General features: G+C 55.4%; 15 protein-coding genes. 9 read left to right on the top strand and 6 right to left on the bottom strand.

Translation table 11 applies throughout. The features are described 5' to 3' along the window. From VGK23_04660 to VGK23_04650, 3 genes are all read left to right on the top strand, one after another. Window positions 1–2182: Ig-like domain-containing protein (locus VGK23_04660; GenBank protein HEY3419825.1), on the top strand; the 2182-nt coding region annotated here is incomplete at its 5' end. 206 nt (window positions 2183–2388) lie between these two features. Beyond that, window positions 2389–3147 carry a HesA/MoeB/ThiF family protein gene (locus VGK23_04655; GenBank protein HEY3419824.1) on the top strand — a complete coding sequence of 253 codons (759 nt, stop codon included), beginning with the start codon at window positions 2389–2391 and terminating at the stop codon, window positions 3145–3147. A gap of 76 nt (window positions 3148–3223) precedes the next feature. Beyond that, window positions 3224–3409: a hypothetical protein gene (locus VGK23_04650; protein HEY3419823.1), complete on the top strand. Its 186-nt coding sequence runs from the start codon at window positions 3224–3226 to the stop codon at window positions 3407–3409. A gap of 6 nt (window positions 3410–3415) precedes the next feature. Here VGK23_04650 and VGK23_04645 read toward each other — a convergent pair whose 3' ends face one another. The 4 genes from VGK23_04645 to VGK23_04630 form a co-directional block, all read right to left on the bottom strand. Then, window positions 3416–3823, bottom strand: coding sequence for a PadR family transcriptional regulator (locus tag VGK23_04645; GenBank protein HEY3419822.1), 408 nt, complete (start codon window positions 3821–3823; stop codon window positions 3416–3418). A 9-nt stretch (window positions 3824–3832) separates the two neighbouring features. Then, a complete protein-coding gene (locus tag VGK23_04640; GenBank protein HEY3419821.1) occupies window positions 3833–4558 on the bottom strand; it encodes a hypothetical protein in 726 nt (241 codons plus the stop codon). Between the two features lie 266 nt (window positions 4559–4824). Next, window positions 4825–5922: a hypothetical protein gene (locus tag VGK23_04635; protein ID HEY3419820.1), complete on the bottom strand. Its 1098-nt coding sequence runs from the start codon at window positions 5920–5922 to the stop codon at window positions 4825–4827. Next, window positions 5919–7085 carry a hypothetical protein gene (locus VGK23_04630; protein ID HEY3419819.1) on the bottom strand — a complete coding sequence of 389 codons (1167 nt, stop codon included), beginning with the start codon at window positions 7083–7085 and terminating at the stop codon, window positions 5919–5921. Before VGK23_04630 ends, VGK23_04635 begins: the two co-directional genes overlap by 4 nt. Before the next feature lie 515 nt (window positions 7086–7600). On the opposite strand from VGK23_04630, the gene VGK23_04625 reads away from it, so the two are divergent. The 3 genes from VGK23_04625 (at window position 7601) to VGK23_04615 (ending at window position 10556) form a co-directional block, all read left to right on the top strand. Then, window positions 7601–8029, top strand: a complete 429-nt coding sequence (locus tag VGK23_04625; GenBank protein HEY3419818.1) for a zinc ribbon domain-containing protein — start codon at window positions 7601–7603, stop codon at window positions 8027–8029. 8 nt (window positions 8030–8037) lie between these two features. Continuing rightward, window positions 8038–8532, top strand: a complete 495-nt coding sequence (locus VGK23_04620) for an RNA-binding protein (protein ID HEY3419817.1) — start codon at window positions 8038–8040, stop codon at window positions 8530–8532. Between the two features lie 137 nt (window positions 8533–8669). Further along, window positions 8670–10556 carry a fibronectin type III domain-containing protein gene (locus VGK23_04615; GenBank protein ID HEY3419816.1) on the top strand — a complete coding sequence of 629 codons (1887 nt, stop codon included), beginning with the start codon at window positions 8670–8672 and terminating at the stop codon, window positions 10554–10556. A 149-nt stretch (window positions 10557–10705) separates the two neighbouring features. Here VGK23_04615 and VGK23_04610 read toward each other — a convergent pair whose 3' ends face one another. Continuing rightward, complete coding sequence (locus VGK23_04610) at window positions 10706–10927, bottom strand: hypothetical protein (protein ID HEY3419815.1); 222 nt, start codon at window positions 10925–10927, stop codon at window positions 10706–10708. Between the two features lie 368 nt (window positions 10928–11295). Here VGK23_04610 and sepF point away from each other — a divergent pair, with 368 nt between their 5' ends. From sepF to VGK23_04595, 3 genes are all read left to right on the top strand, one after another. After that, window positions 11296–11676 carry a cell division protein SepF gene (sepF, locus tag VGK23_04605; GenBank protein HEY3419814.1) on the top strand — a complete coding sequence of 127 codons (381 nt, stop codon included), beginning with the start codon at window positions 11296–11298 and terminating at the stop codon, window positions 11674–11676. A gap of 75 nt (window positions 11677–11751) precedes the next feature. After that, on the top strand, window positions 11752–13065 hold the full coding sequence (locus VGK23_04600; protein HEY3419813.1) for an HD domain-containing protein: 1314 nt from the start codon (window positions 11752–11754) through the stop codon (window positions 13063–13065). Between the two features lie 102 nt (window positions 13066–13167). Next, on the top strand, window positions 13168–14433 hold the full coding sequence (locus VGK23_04595; GenBank protein ID HEY3419812.1) for a DUF835 domain-containing protein: 1266 nt from the start codon (window positions 13168–13170) through the stop codon (window positions 14431–14433). On the opposite strand, the gene VGK23_04590 is transcribed toward VGK23_04595, so the two are convergent. Next, complete coding sequence (locus VGK23_04590) at window positions 14405–15859, bottom strand: RtcB family protein (GenBank protein HEY3419811.1); 1455 nt, start codon at window positions 15857–15859, stop codon at window positions 14405–14407. The genes VGK23_04595 and VGK23_04590 overlap by 29 nt on opposite strands. Window positions 15860–15928: the final 69 nt, after the last annotated feature.

Here is a 15928-nt window from a genome sequence, read left to right as displayed (position 1 = left end):
AACGTTCCAGGTCAGCACCGACAACGGTGTTAGCTGGGAGATGATCGGATCCCCGGTCATCCTGGTCGATGGCAAGGCATATTCCGAGACCTACACCCCGGCCGCACCGGGACACTATGAGTTCCAGGCGGTCTACGGCGGTGACAGCATCTTCGAGCCGTCCACAAGCGTCTTTGGGACCGAACAGCTCGATGTCGTTGGTAGCTGCGACGGATGCAAGTGCATCACCCTCGGACAGTCCGTTACCGACAACGCGACGGTAAACGGGAAGGGTGCGCCATTCCCCATGCCGACCGGCACCGTGACCTTCGAGGTCAGATATGGTGACGGCCCGTGGGAACAGTACGGAACCGTCAAGACCCTGAACACAGAGGGCAAGGCCCTTTCGGACTGGTTCCTGCCCCTTAAGACCGGGCACTACAACTTCCGGGCGATCTACAGCGGCGACAACAATTACTACCCCTCACAGAGCGGGGAGACAGAAGAGCCGCTGTGCGTTTGTCCGGCCGAGAGCACCACCGTTACCCAGCTGGACTCCGAGAGCATCAGCCTGGGACAGTCGACCTTCGACACCGCGACCGTCTCCGGCCTCGGCGGAGAGTTCCCGATGCCGACCGGCACCGTGACCTTCTACGTCTTGGTACCGGGCGCGGAGAACTTCGTCCAGTATGGGGGGGTCAAGACCCTTGACTGCAACGGGCAGGCCACCTCGGACATCTACATGCCCCTGAAGACCGGAACGTTCTACTTCAAGGCGGTCTACAGCGGAGACATCAACTACAAGATGTCGGCAGACGGCGATAAGGATGAACCGCTGGAGGTCGTCCAGGGCCCATCCTCTACCACCACCGAGCTCGGTGCAAAGTGCATCATCCTCGGACAGTCGGTCAAGGACAATGCGACCGTCTCCGGCCTCGGCGGGGAATTCCCCATCCCGACCGGATCCGTGACCTTCTGGGCCTCGGCTGACAATGGTGCCAGCTGGACACAGTATGGCTGTGCGGTTGAACTGGACTGCGCAGGATCGGCGGTATCGTCCACATACTACACTCCGTACGCGACCGGAATATACCTGTTCAAGGCGGTCTACAGCGGAGACTGCAACTACCTTGCATCAGAGAGCCAGAAATGTGACGAGAGGCTGTTGGTCAATCCGGCCAACTCCGTGACGACGACTGAGCTTGGTGTCAAATGCATCATCCTCGGACAGTCGGTCAAGGACAATGCGACCGTTACCGGCCTAGGCGGGATATTCCCGACCCCGACCGGATCCGTGACCTTCTGGGCCTCGGCTGACAATGGTGTCAGCTGGACCCAGTATGGATGCGCGGTCAAGCTCTGTGCAGGTTCCGCAACATCGTCGCAGTTCTACACCCCGCTGGCAACCGGAATGTATCTGTTCAAGGCGATCTACAGTGGCGACCGCAACTACCTGCCCTCGGAAAGCAGAATGTGCGATGAGAAGCTCGTGGTCAACCCGGCCGCGTCGGCCACTCACACCGAGCTCGGTGCGACGGAGATCGTCCTGGGACAGTCAGTGTCCGACAACGCCACGGTCCAGGGGCTGGGCGGAATGTTCCCGAACCCGACCGGGACGGTCGACTTCCAGGTTAGGTACAATGGCGGCAACTGGTACACCTACGACCCGTGCGTAGCACTGGTGGACGGTAAGGCAACATCGAAGATGTACATGCCCACGATGGCCGGAAACTACAACTTCCGGGCCGTCTACAGCGGTGATGTCAATTACCGCTGCTCGAGCAGCGCGGTGTGCGAAGAGCCCCTGAAGGTCCTGAAGGCCGCAACGATGACGACCACCTGCCTCGGGACCGAGTCCATAGTCCTCGGCCAGTCTGTTAGGGACAACGCCACGGTCTACGGCGCAGCGGGGTGCGCGGTGCCATCCGGCACTGTGACCTTCTACGTCAGCGCTGACGGCGGAGTTTCCTGGACAATGGTCGGAAATGGACCGGTGGCTCTGAACGCGGACGGAAAGGCACAGTCGGAGTGGTACATGCCGCTCGCAGCTGGAGAGTATCTCTTCAAGGCAGTATACAACGGTGACTGCAACTACCTGCCCTCGGAGAGCGATCTCTGCTCTGAGCCTCTGTCCGTAGACCGGGCCCCATCGGAAACGACCACCGACCTCGGTGTCGGATCGCGCCCGGTGATCCTGGCTTAAGAAAGGACCGACCAAACCATAACGGGGAGGCAACTCCCCCCTTTCACCTTTCTTTCCTGTTTCTTGTTTTGTCCGTTTTCTGTTATCACATTTGTTCAGGTCGTTCGGAGTTGGTAGGCCCTCGAACATCGACTTTTTTTCAAGGTCTGACCGAGTAGCCACATGAAAGTATTATCACAAGGTATGGTGCTCAACGTCCTGAGTCCATGAATTCACAATGCCAGAACCTGAGCGAAACCGATCGGACCCGTTACCTCAGACAGATGGCGATCGAAGGTTTTGGGGAGTCCGGTCAATGTTCTTTGAAGAGATCAACGGTCACCATCATGGGAGTGGGAGGACTGGGGTCTCCCGCCGCCATGTATCTTGCGGCGGCTGGTGTGGGCAAGATTATCCTGGTCGATTTTCAGTCACCAGATCTGTCCAATCTCAATCGGCAGGTCTTGCATTGGGAGGGCGACGTTAAGGATGGAACAAAGAAAGCGGTTTCGGCGGCCAACAAGCTTCGGGAGATGAACTCTGAGATAGAGATAATCCCCAAGGCGGCGAAGATCGGCATCGATGGGATCCGCGGAATCGTGGAAGATAGCGTGGTGATCTTGGACTGTCTGGACAACTTCGATGCCCGGAAGTTGCTCAACGCCCACTGCATCTCGGAAGATGTTCCGTTCGTCCACGCGGCGGTCGAAGGGTTCTCGGGGCAGCTCACGGTGATCATACCGGGCCAGACCCCCTGTCTTGAATGTCTCTTTCCAACTCCCCCTGCCAAGAAACCCATCATTCCGATCATCGGTTATACCGCCGGGGTGTTCGGTTGCCTGGAGGCTGCTGAGGCGGTCAAGCTGATCACGGGAGTGGGCGTTCCGTTGACCAATAGGTTGTTGGCATGCGATCTCTCCGTCAACTACTGGGAGACCATCGAGGTGGAACGTAACAAAAGATGCCCCGTTTGCTGCGGGCACTGAATCAAGCATGATTGTAGCAGTGATCTGATAGTACATCTCCAGACGTTGTTCCCGATATTACCAGGAGTGAAATGGCATGGACCTTGAGGCGTCATTGGACAGGATGTGCATGGGCGTGGAGGAAATGAACTTCAGGATGGCCCGGATCGAGATAGCCCTAAGAAAACAGAACATGAGGATAAGGTTGAACGAGCCGGTGATCGTCATCAAGGACGTTTCATCGGCCCGCAGGCCTGAAGATCAGAGTAGGGACCCGTCCTGATCAAACCTACTCCGGTACTTCTTCGGAAGGTTTGTAGTTCAGCAGGATGGTGATGTGCTCGAGCACGATGTTGGCATGCTTGATGGCCGCCTCGAGCACCACCCGCCCCGCCGGGGTTATGTCGTAGATCCTCCGTCTCCCGTCGGCCTCGGACGTGATAAGTCCGTTCTTCACCAGCGTCTGCAATGCCGGGTATATCGACCCCGGAGACGGCTTCCAATCCTCTGAAGTGATACGTTCTATCTCCTTTATCAGGGCGTAGCCATGTATCGGTTTCTCTGCGACCAGCCTCAGGATGGCTAGCTTCAGGAACCCGGTCTTGAATCCATATTTATGGAACGCCTTTTTCAAATGGACTGCTTCCGGGATGTCCGGAAAGAGCGTTGGTCCTTCATTGACTGGTCCGTCTTCCATTGTATCAGATCACAAAAAGTAGTATCTGGTCCCGTACTTGACGCTGATGTTGGCGACCTTCTCGAGCCTGTCCAGCACTCCCGAGTAGCGTCTCACCATCATCTTGCTCTCGAGGGGCAGCTTCTCCCTAAGGACCTTGATCTCCTCAAGCATCCTGACCGCATCCTCCTTGTTGAACAAGGTCTTGTTCTTGACCGCAGTAGGAACGCTGGCTATTATGGTGCACCCATATTTGGCGGCTATCTCCGGAAGGGCCGAGTTGTCCGGACCGAAGGTTCCGATGCATCCCCTGCCTTCATCCCATGAGACCGCACATTTCTTGCACGTCTCTCCCATCTCGTCAAAGGAAAGCATGTCCCACTTGGTGAGCCGGTTGTCCGGGTCTGCCAGTTCCAGGAGCCTCTTCTGCGTATCGGCGGATGCGTTGTCCACCGCCACCCATCCAGTGTACTGTTTCTTGGCCAGTGGTGTAAGCTTTTGCTTATCGGGTTCGTTCTTTACCTTCTCGAGGTAGATGTTCTCGGCTTCGGCGTCCACACGGTTGCGCTTAGCGAAGGCCTCGAAATCTGCCCCGAAAGCTGTCTTGGCCGCGGCGATTGGGACCATCAGGTCGAATTCGGCGCAGGACTCGAAACCGGTCACATCTTTCAGGTTGACCTTCAGGATCGATGTCTTGGCGTTCTTGCATGTCGACGCATCAGTGTCCAATTCACAGATTGCAATGCTTACTCCCATTGTATCCCTTCCTGAGCCTGAGTTAGACGACGGGCATTATTTAATCTCTTTTCTCGACCCTCGGATGTTAAGGATGGAAACCAATAAAATGTATGTCTGGCGAAGTTCGAAAGAGCGATCGAGATGATGCTTGGAGATCCTTCTATCCCTTTTGACAATTCCCTGGCCAGACAATTGAACGGAATAATAACGGCTCATATCGGTTGAGGGCGACCCGCAACGATTCGGGCCCATCAACCGATCGGGTCGCCAACGACATTCGATGATCAGGACCTCTGCTTGTTCTTCTTCGCCTTCCGCAGCGCCTTCTCTCGCAGTCTGCGCTCGGCCGCTTTCCCTTCGTCCACTGGCTGGAAACCCTGGGAGATCCAGTCCTTCCTGTATGATATGAATTCGACCACATAGTAGAGCGCCCACAGGCTCACCCCGAAGATAAGGAGCAGGACGTAGGGCTGATAGTCCACGTCCACTTGGATCATCCCCAGGTCCGCTTTGAACCTTCCCTGTAGCGTGGCATACCAGATCCATACGTCGAGAAGGGCTACGATGATGAGGCTGAAGCTCAGCCTTGAGACGGAACCTTTACTGTAGAAACCCTTGAAGAAGCTCATGACCGCGATCGGAATGCCCACGAGGAACAACAGAGCCACCGTGGTGCCGAGCGTCCCGGATAGCTGGTCGGTCATAGTGTTGCCCATCGAAGAGATCAGGGCCTTCCACACGATAACGATGGCGATCGGCAGGATGACGTAGCGAAGCAGGGCCCCCTTGGCCATGCGCATTCCCTTTGTCAGACGGCCATAGCGGAACCGGAAGTCGTGCCATACCCGGTGCGCTTTCGGGTCCTCTGGTTCATGCTTTCTCCTCGGTACATAGGGAGTTCGATCGATGGCCGCCTTTGACTTCTTCCAGACCCAGCGGTAATCTATCCATTCGCACACCAGGTAAAGCATGCCCAACACGATGAGCAAGGCGAACAGATAGAAGAGTGACACCAGGTCAACGTCGGGACCGACCGCCCTAAAGGCTTCGTGCATTCCAAAGCTGATGAGCAGCGTATACCCCAGGACAATGATCGTAGCTGCGCGCACCTGGCCGAACAGGAGCCTGGAGATCGAGCCGGCCGGATAGAATTCGGTGAAGAACGACAGGATCGCCAGGATGGACCCGAAGATGACGAACGTCAGCTTAAGCCCGGTTAGGGCCAGGTCCAGGTCATGCAAGGACCCGTTGCCTGTACCTTCCAGCAATGACGATAGGATCATTATCAGTACCACGGGAAGGATGATGAACTGGGCCACGGCCCGGGCGCTGCCGTAAAGACCGTTCGCTAGCTCACCATACCTGGGGGACAGGGCGCTCATGGTCCTCCCATCGGCGCATTCCAGTGATAGGCCCGGGTTTGCGTGGTCGTTATCCCCATGACCGTCGCCTTGAGGACGATCGTCCAATCCTCGGAATGTCTTAGGAACCAGGACGACTGTCCATTGGTGAATGACATAGGGACAAGTCCCTGGGTCTGGGGTTGAACGATGACATTAATGGAACCCTGTGATATGTTGGAGGTCGCGTTCTTCAGGGTGCATTCCACCTGGACACGTTGGCCAGTGACGGTGCTGGAAGCATTGAAGCTGAAAGGAACCTTCACTGCCATCTGCGGTACAGAGGATATCGATGGGGTACCGACCTGAAGGTCAGAGACCAACGGTTCCCACTGTCTTGTATATGTCTGGTTGAACTCCGCACCTTGGAGATCGACCGCGACTTCTATCGTCAGGTTGTCAGAGCTCATCATCAATCTCTCTGCTGCTGTCTGTGAGATCTCCATGCCCATCCTCCCAGCAAAGTGCTTCGTGATGATGACGCTGTCCGAACCGATGCCAAGTATGCCCGATTGATCGCGGAGCGTTGCCCTTACGTTGACCTGCTTTCCGACAACGAGGTCGCCCGCATCAAAACTGTACGGCACCTGGACGGAGTATGAGGGGCCGTTCTGCTGCATCTTAAGGCCTTGAAGATCGAACTGCAGGTTATCGATCAGAGGCGTCCAGTCCATTGTCCGGTTCGCTCCGATGTGCAGGTTCACAAGATGCTCCATATAATAAGAGGACACGGTCAGGGACATGTTCAAGGTTGTTTGATTGAATACGAGTTCCCTCATCGCGGATGGCGCGATGCTATCCAGGTCCAAGGCCATCACGACGTTCACATGATTGGTGCGTCCGGCAAAGATGTCGGTGGGCGGGCTTTTGGACTCGGCCATCAAGCTTCCGTTCTGGTCGGTGAGCTTGATCCCGACCGAGAATTCTTGAATGTCAAAGAAACCGCCGTTGTTTATCTGCACCGGTGCCACGAAGGAGATCGTGTTGGTGGAATTGTCATAGGTCCAACCGGTCGTCTGGTCCTGTGGGAACTTGATGTCCAGCCCCCCAACGGCAAGAGGGATCACTGCCAGTAACAACAACATCGTGGTGATGATGGTGACGACCAGGATGCCGATCCTGACCGAGAATAACCCCCATCGCATTGAAAACCAATTTATCATTCAATATTAAACTCCTCGTACCTAGGCTTCCGTTTTTGTGACCAACCACTCTCGGCATAACATCGATAAGGGATCGAAAGCTCGTCGAAAGATCGTGGTCATGTCGGTTCCCACAAACAGATTGGGATGGGGGAATGGTCACCTTCAATGACGGCACCTGGAACTATGACAGGGTGTGAGGGCTGGAAGGAGCTAGACCTGAGTTTAGGAGAGACAACATCCTTGTTACCTGAACCTTCGAACCTTCTATGACTACTCCCCCGACATTATCGATTCTTTTCTTAGCTATATAACCTGATTGTCGGGCGATGATCATCCGGGAGAAATCGGATTCATAGGGCCGTTTTATCGACCATGAAAACATCCTGACTTGAATTATCTCTATCCATGTCTGGAGGCCAGGTCATTGGCCATAATATTGACCATATCAGATGTTCCAGTCGCCATTTGTACCGATATGGTTAAATCGACTGTCCTGTTTTATCTGACGTACCGTTATGGCAAAACAGAAGCTCGAGATCGAATGTCCGGTCTGCGATGCAAAACTAAGCATAGACGCTCGTTCGTGCCCCAAATGCGGCGCCGACCTGGGCATGGCCGACTTTCAGGACCTAGAAAACCTGGCCAACGACATATCCGAAGGCAGGGATCATTCCGAAGCGCCTCCTGAAAAGGATGTTGCTGATGAAATGGAACCAGAGCCGGAGACCATAAAGGAAGAGGTCGTGGCTACTCCGAAGGATGAGCCAAAACCTGAGGTCATGCAACCAAAGAAGGAATCCGAGCCGAAGACAGAGGAATCACCGTCAATGGTTCCCCAGAAGGATGAACTGAAGGAAGAGGCAAAGGCGGAAGAGGAAGACGGCCTGGATGAGAAGGGGAAGAAAAAGGGCTTATTCTCGAAATTGTTCGGGAAGAAGAAGTGACCTGAACCATGAGCGAGATCCGGATCAAGAAGAGGGGAAGGCTCCGGGAGAAGGAGATCAGATCGTTATCGGAGGAGATATCCTCAAAGGTCGGCATGCAGGTCTTCACTGCAAAGGATACCATTGATAAGGCGGAAAGTTCGGATTTTGATGTCATCTTCGTGAACAACGAGATTCTGGCCTTGGTGATATCTGGAAAGGCCTTCCTTACGGTAAAAGGCGTACTGAAATACGATCCTCCAAAATCCTATGTCACTGTCGATATGGGGGCGGTCCCTTATGTGGTCAAGGGCGCGGACATAATGGGACCGGGGATCGTCGACGCAGACAAGGACATCAAACCGGGTGATTTTGTGTGGGTCAGGGATGTCAAGAACAAGCGCGCGCTGGCCATCGGTGAGGCGCTGGTCTCAGGCGCAGAGATGCTGGAAAAGAAATCCGGCAAGTCCATCAAGAACCTTCACTATGTCGGCGATAAGCTCTGGAAATACGACGAGAGGTGAAGGTTCCACCGGCCCTCCCTTCCGAGGCGATCGACGTGATCCTCCTGGAGCATGGTCGAACGACACGATGTAAAGTCTAAATAGGCCCGCCCAACTTCATATCATAGTTGCGATCGTTGTTACCAGTAGGTTTTCACATGCGGAACAAGGCAGCTATAATCGTCATGATCACATTGGTGGTCTTCTCATCTTTCGTATCTATCCCAAGTCCCGCGGTCGCAGAAACCAGCGGGGACTACGGCTATACGATCATCAATGACAACACGGCGGCGGAGATCACATCATACACTGGATCGGCGAACGTGGTCACCATTCCTGCCGCCATAGACGGATACGCCGTGGTCTCGATCGGGGGTTTCGCGTTCTACTCAGACACCGACCTGACCGAAGTGATCATACCACAGGGAGTGACGAGCATCGGTTACGCCGCGTTCTATGACTGTACGGCCCTGAGGTCGGTCTCGATACCGAACACGGTCAACATAATAGGCAACGGAGCGTTCTACGGCTGCCTATCCCTGACATCGATCGCACTTCCCATCGGTCTCACGTTCATCGATGCCTATGCTTTCTACCAATGCAATCTGGCGTCGATAACGATACCGGACAGTGTAGGCAACATAGGGAACAACGCGTTCCAAGGATGTCAGAACCTGACATCTGTCTCTCTCCCCAGCGGGCTGACCAGCCTGGGGACCGGAGAGTTCGGGGAATGCTACAAATTGACCTCCATTACGATCCCTGAAGGCGTCATCAGCATCGGGGACGGGGCTTTCTACAACTGTACCTCGATGACCTCGATCATCATCCCAGGCAACGTCATCTCGATAGGCAACAGCGTGTTCGAGGGCTGCCGCGGATTGACCCAGGTGGCCATCGGTCCAGGTCTTACGTCCATCGGTTCGTCCGCCTTCAATGAATGTACCTCACTCACATCGATCACATTACCGGATGGAGTGATCGCGATCGGTTATGGGGCTTTCTACAATTGCACCGCCTTAACCACTCTGAACCTGGGAAAGGAGCTCACCAGCATCGGAACCCTCACATGCTGGAACTGCCACTCATTAATGTCCGTCGAGATACCCGATACAGTGTCGTCAATAGGGTATGGTGCGTTCTTCAACTGCAGCTCCCTGCGATCGGCGGTTATCGGCAGCGGCGTCACCACCATCGGCATGTCGGCGTTCGAGAACTGCTCTTCTCTAACCTCGGTCGCCTTCAGGAGCGGAGCTCCATCTGTGGCGAATGACTGGATCGCCAAGCATAACGCGAGCCTAGCCTTAGAGTTCTACGCCGGGGCGAACGGTTTCACGACACCGCTGTGGGAGGGGGTCCCTGCGGAAATGAACCTGACCAAATTGGCCGCGCCCAATAACCTGACAGCCGTTCTCGGTCCAGAGTCGATCACCCTTTCATGGAGCGGACTGAACGTCGACGCCAACGCCCCTGTCGACTACTATGTCGTCTACCAGGATGGGGTGGACGTCAAGCATGTGAGCGGGAATTCGATCAAGTTCTCGGGACTGAATGCAGATAGTACGTACTACTACCAGGTCTCCGCGCACGCGCCCACGGTCCTCGGTATCAACTCCACATCCCTGGCCGCAGGGCCGGTATATGCCCTGTTCCCCGTCAGCGTGAACATCACCGCACCATTGGAGAACTCTCAGTTAACGACGAAGAACGCCGAGCTGACATGGACGTTAAGCGGTAACTCGTTCGTGGTCTCCTACTTCCTGGTCAGCGTCGACGGCGGACCCCAGGCCAGATTGTCGGCGAACGTGAACAACTACACCATCGTCGGCGCGGGAGACGGGATGCACCGGGCGAACGTCACTGCGGCAGACGATCAAGGCGGCTTGGCCTACCAACAGGTATCGTTCACCATCAACACGACATCCACCGCCGGAACGCCGGGAACATCGAACGATAACATGTTACTGATATTGGTCATAGCGATCATAGCGGTCGCCGCGGTGCTAGTGGCATTCATGGTGGTGCGCCGGAGAAGAAAGGCATAGACCGTTCATGTGAAGCCAAAAGGTGAACCATTGACCCGACGGTATTGTTTCAACCGTCGACGAGAACCTGGTGATGGATAGTGACGGATCAGGTGGAACACTGGAATGCGGACGATCCATGCCGGTGGCCTGACTAAGCGTGAAATATTTCAATCCGCTCTGAGAGAGCCGATCACGATTATGACCAGGCCCATCAGGACAAGCCCGATGCCGAGAAGGTTAAGGGTACCAGTCCAGTAGATGTCCTGGGGGTAGGTCGTGCTGAATGGATATTTGGTCGTATAAATGAAACCGATCATATTGAGGACCACACCAAGTATCACGCCAACAGAACCGGTCTTGAAAAAGCTTCCCTTCCCCTTGAATTCCATTGGACAGAGGATACTATGGGCCCTTATCAAATTTGTCGCTTATTGCCTAAATCATGAAATCTGGTGCAATGCACCGTCACCTTCAACATGGAAGACACCGACCTTTTGAGGTCGTGCGTAACGGACACTGGCGTCCACATGCATCACCCATAGAGATAGCTCACATCGGCATGTGATACGATACTGAATTATCATATTTAAATATGAGAGACACATATAATATGAATAGATCTTCACGGGTCGCTCAACGATTTTCGTCAAGGCGATCTACCGGGGCGATGCACCCTTCTTGGCAATCCAGATATTCTTAGGCCGAAATGTTAATATTATGTCACCCCATTTCTGGACCAATCAAAGAGGGATGCAACTTGCCGCTGTTGAAGAAGCCGTTGAGAAAGGGGAAGGATGACGTTCAGACCGTTGAGACAGATCAATACATCGACCTCGGGGCACTGTACTTCCAAGAGGACAGCCCGCTCGCCGGGAACGGAATGATCAAGGTCGCTGAGGTCTACCGCTTCGAGGACGTCACATCTGTCAGCCAGCCGGTATACAATGGCAACATCGTCCTCATCGACTACTCGCCGATCGAGAACGACCAGCAGACCCTGAAGAAGATCACCAATGAGCTGAAGAACATCGCTCGCGACACCGGCGGCGATGTGGCGGCGATCGGTAACAACCTGATCGTGGTCGCGCCCAACGGCATCAAGATCGACCGGCACAAGATAAAGGGCGGCTTCAACTAAACACATGCTCCCGGGGCCGATCCCCGGGTTCCTGGTCTCAAAGCCAATATATAGTCCAATCCTGATTTTCCCTCCGTGCCAGATTATAAGGTCATCCATGACAGCGTCCATGGCAGTGTCAAGCTGAGCGGCATCTATCTGGACCTATTGCAAAGGGCAGAGGTCCAGCGGCTCCATGGCGTGCACCAGCTCGGATTGGCCTACCTCGTGTTCCCCGGGGCTCACCATACCCGCATGGAGCACTCCCTCGGCACCTATCAGCTCGCCAGCAGGATGGCCACGGCGCTGGACATCCCGGATCACGAACGGAAGTGCGTCCTGGCGGCGGCACTGCTCCACGATATCGGCCACGCTCCCTACTCCCACACCCTGGAATGCGTCCTTGAGGAGCGGACCGGAATGACCCACACGGACATCGGTAAGGCTCTCATAAAGGGCGAGATAAGGACCATCGACCCGAAGGAGGGCATGATCATCGGCGAACAGGGAACCATTGCCGACCTGTTAGATGCGGAAGGCATATCTTCCGATCTGGTGACGGACCTGATTGTCTCCCCTAGAGGACCAGACCTCAGCGGCCAGAAGAGACTGCCACTCGAAGGTGTCCAGACGTATTTCAACGAGAACAACTACCTCAGGCAGGTCATCCATGGACCGGTGGACGCGGACCAGATGGATTACCTGGTTAGGGATGCCTACTACACCGGGGTGGCCCATGGGACCATCGATATCGACAGGATCATGGACACCATAGAGCTGCATCATGGGGACATAGCGGTACGCAAGAGCGGAGTGGTGGCGATCGAGGGATTGATGGTAGCCCGGGCCCTCATGTATACTTCGGTCTACTTCCATCACACGGTAAGGATCGCCGAAATGATGCTGTGCAAGGCGGTGGAGAACGCCAGCGAGAGCGTTATCGAGGACATCCAGATACAGACCGACGGCAGCCTTTCGGAGCGGATCCTCAAGGATGGCGGAAAGGCCAGCCGGATAATGACCCTGCTGAGGTATCGGCATCTGTACAAGCGGGCCTATTCAATGCTCATCTCCGACCTCGATTCGGAACAGCTGGACTCACTGCTTCCGTTGACCTCCTATGAGAAGCGCAAGGAGGTGGAACGACAGATAGCGGATAGGGCAGAGGTGGATGAATCGGAGGTAATCCTTGATATGCCGGAAAGAGAGCTGCTCATTACCGAACCGCGCATAGGCAAGACCGAAGTGCCGATCATCAACGGCGACCGGGTGAGGGCGCTATCGAAATATAGTCCACTGGCCAAGGCGATACAGACCCGGAGCGTCAACGATTGGGCGGTCATGGTCTCGACCCCCGGGACGAACCAGGAGAAGGTGCGAAAAGCGGCCGAAAAGGTGCTTTTCTCCTGAACATCCGTATCGAGGAACATGACTGGATAGATCAGAGATACCATTGCTGATATCTGGATAGAAAAACGCTTCAAATCGGCCATCGTATTCTCAATGCTCGCGATGATCCAACCTTTGTTCCTATCCCTTTCAGCCGTGGTTTCCATAATGGCATTGGCCATGGGAGCCTACGTTCTCTTCCGAAACCCACATCAGTGGATATCCAGAACGTTCTTCATCGTCATGATGCTGCTTTCGTTGTCATCGGCTCTGGACTATCTGTTCCTTACCGCTCCGACGATCGAGCAGGCTACGCTGATCGTCAGGCTGCTGATATTCTGTCTGGTGTGCATGTTCGGGGGGTTCCTTTACCTGGCCACATTCTTTTCGCTCCAGAGCGACAGTGCCATGATCAAGAGGAATTGCGTCAAGTACATGGTGTTGGTGATCGTGTCCGGAACCGTTTCGGCCCTGATATTCGTCAAGGTCAGGATGGGCGACTACGGATGGTTCATTCCCAACTCCCCGGAGATGCTGGGCATCGGATTCGTCATGCTGGCGTTCTTAGGCTGTACATTGCAGTTGCTGAGGTCCGCTCACCATGCCAGCCGCGATCCCTCATTCGGGAAGCTGGCGGCGGTCTTATCCTTGGCCATGGTGGTGCCTTTCGCCTATCCGCTGATGATATCTCTGCTAGAGATGTTTGGGATAGGATTCCCGTCCCCCATGGCTCCTGCCAACCTCATAACATCATCCGTCTTCTTCTATGCCATCATCCGGGAGCGGCTCTTCGACATCAGACCTTCGGACGACTTCTCAAGGAAGAAGTTCAAACCGATATCCACGAAACTGGAGAAGGGGCGTTCCTATGCCATCGAGGAAAAGGGCACGGACACGTCGTTCAGCATCTTTGCCTCCGAGCTCAATGCAGGACGTAAGGGTTTGATAATCTCCCCCAGGCATCCAGAACAGATACGTGAGGAGTTCGGATTGAGGAACACCCCAATGATATGGTTGGCCCACCGCCCGGTCAAGGAAGCGGTCTCTCCTTCCAACCTTCCCCTTCTGGAAAGGACCATAATGCGCTTCATGAGCGAGGGAAGGAACACGGTGGTCCTGGTCGAAGGACTTGACAAGCTGATACTGGAGACATCCAGCGAGAAGGCGATGAGGTTCCTGTTCGCCCTGGAGGATGAGGCTTTGGTCAGGGGATCGAGGCTTATCCTTTCCTTCGACCCGAAGGGGCTGTCCGAGCGTGACCTTGCATTGCTGATGAGGGACATGGTCGTGCTGGACCGTATGGGGCTTCCGGTCCTCTTCCGGTCCAATGGATGCTCCGATAGGCCCGATATGGTAGGTATCAGCCTTTCATCACACCGATTGGCGTAAGCTTGACGACCGGCCTTGATAGCCCAGCACCGCTGACCACCGCAATGACATCGTCGATGTCCTTGTATGCCCCCGGCGCTTCCTCTATGATACCATCCTTGGTGCTGGCCTTCAGGTAGATGCCCTTGGACTCAAGCTGTTGCTTGACCGTCGAGGCATTGTATGTGCTGATGGCAGTGGCCCTTGACATCATGCGGCCTGCGCCATGGCAGGTGGACCCGAACGATTCCTTCATGCCTCGGTCCGTTCCCACCAGGACGTAGGTACCGGCGCCCATGTCCCCCGGGATGATGACCGGGTGGCCTACGGAGCGGTACTTGGAAGGGACCTCTGGATGTCCGGCCGGGAATGCCCGTGTGGCTCCCTTCCGGTGCACGTAGACCTTCCTCCTCTTTCCGTCGACCTCATGGTCCTCCAATTTGGCGATGTTGTGTGCCACGTCGTACACGTGCCTCATCTCCATGTCCTCGGCCTTTCTATGGAGCACGCTCTCGAACGATTGCCGCACCCAGTGCATGATCATCTGCCGGTTCGCCCAGGCGAAGTTAGCCCCGGCGCTCATGCCATTGAAGTAGTCCTGCCCGTCCTGGGAATTGACCGGCGCGCAGGCCAGCTGTCGGTCCGGTAGGTTAAGGTTCATGGCTTTCAGAGAACGTTCCATGACCTGCAGGTAATCGGTGGCGATCTGGTGCCCGCAGCCCCGCGAGCCGCAATGGATGGTAACTGTTATCTGGCCCTCATGGGTGAGGCCGAACGCCTTGGCGGCGGCCGGGTCGAAGATCTTATCGACCTTGTCGATCTCCAGGAAATGGTTCCCGGACCCCAACGAACCGACCTGCGGTATCCCCCTTTGCTTGGCCTTCTGGGATACCTTGGTCGGGTCGGCATTCTTCAACCTGCCCCCCTCTTCGGTGGTATCCAGATCCTCTTGCCATCCGAAGCCCTTGCGGACCGCCCATTCGGCTCCCTCGGTGAGGATGGCATCGATCTCGCTGGCGGCCACATCGACCACGCCTTCCGAACCGACCCCCGAGGGGACGTTCTTGAAAAGTGTCCCGATCAGGTCCTTGATCCGGGGCTCGACGTCCTTGACCTCCAGGTTGGTGCTCAGGAGCCTGACGCCGCAGTTGATATCAAAGCCGATGCCGCCGGGGGAGATCACTCCCTCCTCGGAATCCATGGCCGCGACCCCGCCGATGGGGAACCCGTATCCCCAGTGGATATCCGGCATGGCCAAGGATTTCCCGACGATGCCTGGCAACGTGGCGACGTTGGCCGCCTGCTCCGGCGAGTTATCGCTCAGGACGTGTTCTATCATTTTATCATTGGAATAGATGACGGCGCTGGTGCGCATTCCCGGTTTGTAGTCCTGGGGTATTTCCCAGCGGTAATCGTCGATCTTGTTGATGGTACCCTTCCAAGCCAAATGTCACACCGAACCACGTACATGGCGGGGGTTAGATAAAGTTTTCAAATGCACAACCGAAGAAAGCAT

The sequence above is a fragment of the Methanomassiliicoccales archaeon genome (assembly GCA_036504055.1).
In the GTDB taxonomy this organism is placed as follows: domain Archaea; phylum Thermoplasmatota; class Thermoplasmata; order Methanomassiliicoccales; family UBA472; genus DASXVU01.
This window is presented reverse-complemented; position numbering and strand designations above follow the sequence as displayed.

Excerpts from the sequence above, each read along its gene's own strand:
- VGK23_04655 (HEY3419824.1), top strand. The coding sequence starts at position 2,389 with ATGAATTCACAATGCCAGAACCTGAGCGAAACCGATCGGACCCGTTAC.
- VGK23_04650 (HEY3419823.1), top strand. The coding sequence starts at position 3,224 with ATGGACCTTGAGGCGTCATTGGACAGGATGTGCATGGGCGTGGAGGAA.
- VGK23_04645 (HEY3419822.1), bottom strand. The coding sequence starts at position 3,823 with ATGGAAGACGGACCAGTCAATGAAGGACCAACGCTCTTTCCGGACATC.
- VGK23_04640 (HEY3419821.1), bottom strand. The coding sequence starts at position 4,558 with ATGGGAGTAAGCATTGCAATCTGTGAATTGGACACTGATGCGTCGACA.
- VGK23_04635 (HEY3419820.1), bottom strand. The coding sequence starts at position 5,922 with ATGAGCGCCCTGTCCCCCAGGTATGGTGAGCTAGCGAACGGTCTTTAC.
- VGK23_04630 (HEY3419819.1), bottom strand. The coding sequence starts at position 7,085 with ATGCGATGGGGGTTATTCTCGGTCAGGATCGGCATCCTGGTCGTCACC.
- VGK23_04625 (HEY3419818.1), top strand. The coding sequence starts at position 7,601 with ATGGCAAAACAGAAGCTCGAGATCGAATGTCCGGTCTGCGATGCAAAA.
- VGK23_04620 (HEY3419817.1), top strand. The coding sequence starts at position 8,038 with ATGAGCGAGATCCGGATCAAGAAGAGGGGAAGGCTCCGGGAGAAGGAG.
- VGK23_04615 (HEY3419816.1), top strand. The coding sequence starts at position 8,670 with ATGCGGAACAAGGCAGCTATAATCGTCATGATCACATTGGTGGTCTTC.
- VGK23_04610 (HEY3419815.1), bottom strand. The coding sequence starts at position 10,927 with ATGGAATTCAAGGGGAAGGGAAGCTTTTTCAAGACCGGTTCTGTTGGC.
- VGK23_04595 (HEY3419812.1), top strand. The coding sequence starts at position 13,168 with ATGATCCAACCTTTGTTCCTATCCCTTTCAGCCGTGGTTTCCATAATG.